At 44.1% G+C, this 3,231-nt stretch carries 3 protein-coding genes; 2 read left to right on the top strand and 1 reads right to left on the bottom strand.

Going from position 1 to position 3,231, the window contains the following annotated elements; all coding sequences use genetic code 11:
• Positions 1 to 208: 208 nt before the first annotated feature.
• Complete coding sequence (locus tag CLOSYM_RS05600) at positions 209 to 493, top strand: co-chaperone GroES (RefSeq protein WP_003504974.1); 285 nt, start codon at positions 209 to 211, stop codon at positions 491 to 493.
• Between the two features lie 45 nt (positions 494 to 538).
• Complete coding sequence (gene groL / locus CLOSYM_RS05595; protein WP_003504976.1) at positions 539 to 2,158, top strand: chaperonin GroEL; 1,620 nt, start codon at positions 539 to 541, stop codon at positions 2,156 to 2,158.
• 199 nt (positions 2,159 to 2,357) lie between these two features.
• On the opposite strand, the gene CLOSYM_RS05590 is transcribed toward groL, so the two are convergent.
• Positions 2,358 to 3,128: an IclR family transcriptional regulator gene (locus CLOSYM_RS05590; protein WP_021641305.1), complete on the bottom strand. Its 771-nt coding sequence runs from the start codon at positions 3,126 to 3,128 to the stop codon at positions 2,358 to 2,360.
• Positions 3,129 to 3,231: the final 103 nt, after the last annotated feature.

The raw sequence follows: 3,231 nt of genomic DNA, 5'->3' as shown, positions 1-3,231 counted from the left end.
GTCAAAAGACCTTTTGACCCCAACATCATGACATTGCTGTCTGAACTGTTACGAAAGATTGTAAAAAATATATAAAGTTAGCACTCAACTATTGACAGTGCTAACAAAGCGTGGTATAACTTGTTTTGTAAATAAAAGTAACATATTACCAAGTACATTTTGAAAAAGAAAAATAAAAACAAGACAAAACAGTAAGGAGGAGTCAGTAATGAAATTAGTGCCATTATTTGACAGAGTTGTTTTAAAACAGTTAGTTGCAGAAGAAACTACAAAATCCGGTATCGTGTTACCAGGCCAGGCAAAAGAAAAACCGCAGCAGGCTGAAGTTATCGCAGTAGGCCCAGGCGGAGTGGTAGACGGCAAAGAGATCACGATGCAGGTTAAAGTCGGCGACAAAGTTATCTATTCCAAATACTCAGGAACAGATGTGGAGCTGGAAGAAGAAAAATTTGTTGTTGTAAAACAGAACGACATCTTAGCTGTTATTGAATAAATAGTAGAAACTAAAAAGACATAATAATTTGGAGGTTGATGAACCATGGCAAAAGAAATTAAATACGGCGTTGATGCCAGAAAAGCTCTTGAATCAGGTGTAAATCAGTTAGCAGATACAGTCAGGGTAACACTCGGACCGAAAGGAAGAAACGTAGTTCTTGATAAATCCTTCGGCGCTCCGCTTATCACAAACGACGGTGTGACAATTGCAAAAGAAATCGAGCTTGCAGATGCATTCGAGAACATGGGCGCACAGCTGGTAAAAGAAGTTGCAACAAAGACCAATGATGTAGCAGGCGACGGAACAACTACGGCTACCGTTCTTGCCCAGGCTATGATTAATGAAGGAATGAAAAACCTGGCAGCAGGCGCTAACCCAATCGTTTTAAGAAAGGGTATGAAGAAGGCAACGGAAAAAGCTGTTGAAGCAATCAAGGGAATGAGCAAGGCTGTAAACGGCCAGGCAGATATCGCAAGAGTTGCGGCTATTTCTTCCGCTGACGATGAAGTAGGCCAGATGGTAGCAGATGCTATGGAGAAGGTTTCCAAAGACGGCGTTATCACAATTGAAGAATCAAAGACCATGAAGACAGAGCTTGACCTGGTTGAAGGTATGCAGTTCGACAGAGGTTATATCTCCGCATATATGGCAACCGATATGGAAAAGATGGAATCCAACCTGGACGATCCGTATATCTTAATCACAGATAAAAAGATCGCCAACATTCAGGAAATCCTTCCTCTGTTAGAGCAGGTGGTACAGTCCGGCGCTAAGCTGTTAATCATCGCTGAGGATATCGAAGGCGAAGCTCTGACAACACTGATTGTCAACAAGTTAAGAGGAACCTTCACTGTAGTAGGTGTTAAAGCTCCGGGCTACGGTGACAGAAGAAAAGAGATGTTAAAGGATATCGCTATCCTTACAGGCGGTACCGTTATCTCAGAAGAACTGGGCCTTGATTTGAAAGACACAACAATGGATCAGTTAGGCCGTGCAAAATCCGTCAAAGTACAGAAAGAGAACACAATCATCGTAGACGGCTTAGGCGAGAAGAACGAAATTTCCGACAGAATTGCCCAGATTAAAGCTCAGATTGAGGAGACAACATCTGATTTCGACAGAGAGAAGCTTCAGGAGAGACTTGCAAAACTGTCCGGCGGAGTTGCTGTAATCCGCGTCGGCGCAGCTACGGAGACAGAGATGAAAGAAGCAAAACTCCGTATGGAAGACGCTTTATCCGCAGCTAAGGCAGCAGTGGAGGAAGGTATCATCGCAGGCGGCGGTTCCGCATATATCCATGCGGCAGCCGAGGTTGAGAAGGTTGTTTCCGAGCTTGACGGAGATGAGAAGACAGGAGGACGCATCATTCTGAAAGCACTTGAGTCCCCACTGTTCCACATTGCGGCAAACGCCGGACTGGAAGGCTCCGTAATTATTAATAAAGTAAAAGAATCTCCGGTTGGAGTTGGATTTGACGCATATAAAGAAGAGTATGTGGATATGATGGAGGCAGGTATCCTGGATCCGACCAAGGTAACCATCAGCGCTCTCCAGAACGCAACAAGCGTAGCGTCCACACTGCTCACTACAGAAACAGTTGTAGCTAACATTAAAGAAGAAACACCAGCTATGCCGGCAGGCGGCGGAATGGGAATGATGTAATTCACAGGTACCATCCGTTGTAACAACAGCAGCAGGTAATATAAAAGGAATGCAGAAAGCGGAGGCTTAAACGTCTCACCTTCTGCATTCCTTTTTTGATTGATGACGGTGACCTGTGCGCGGAGCGTGCAGGTTATCGATTATAGAAGCAGCAGATAATTTAATGTATAAACGTATAACATATGAAACTATAACATCCTTATGGGAGGATATTCCCGGCTATGAACCCGGCGCAGCTGTGAAGCGGCTCCAGCGCTGTATCCAGGACGGACATAATCACAGAACTGGAGGCGATTATGCTGACGGTGCCGAACAGTGTATTGTCCTCTTTCAAAATAGGAACGGCAACACAGCTGATCCCCAGGCCTATTTCTTCAAATTCTGTGGAATACCCTTTTTGCTCAATCGTATCAAGCTCCGCTTCCAGGGCCTCACGGGTTAATATGGTGTTTGCCGTATAAGGGAAAAATTCCATCCGTGAGAGATAATACTCCCGGAGAGGCTCATCGATGTATTTTAAAAACAGTTTACCGGAGGCAGTGGCATTGAGGTCAAAGGTAAGATTGATCCGGCTGTTCAAAATGTAATGGGAGTGATCGGGGCTTATATTTTCAATGGTAAAAATATTATTATTTGTGATAACCTGCAGCAGGGCCGAGACCTGGAACCGGTTGGCAATATCTTTGAGACGCGGGGCGGCCAGGGTTCTCAGCCGTTTTATATTATTTCCTGTCGCAAGATCCGCTTTTGTAATATAAACCAGCCCAAGGCAATATGTATTTTTTTCGGCATTGCAGGCCAGATAGCCGTTGGCTACCAGTGTATTGACAATTCCTCTGGTGGTATTAATATGAAGTTTAACTTTTTCGCTGATTTGCGGCAGCGATAATTCGGTATTGTCGTTATTGAAGCAGTCGATAATATTAAACGCCCTCTGGATTGACTGTATCAGGCGCACTTCTTTTTCCATATGTAAAAATCCTCCCAAAATGTACTGTATTCAATCTTACATGAAATTCCGGTAAAAAGCAATCGTCCTGATTTAATTAAGCAGGTGAGGACGCCGCCGGTAC

Source organism: [Clostridium] symbiosum ATCC 14940 (genome assembly GCF_000466485.1).
GTDB classification, from domain to species: Bacteria; Bacillota; Clostridia; order Lachnospirales; family Lachnospiraceae; genus Otoolea; species Otoolea symbiosa.
The sequence above is the reverse complement of the archived record's forward strand: the minus strand, read 5'-3'. Positions and strand labels throughout refer to the sequence as shown.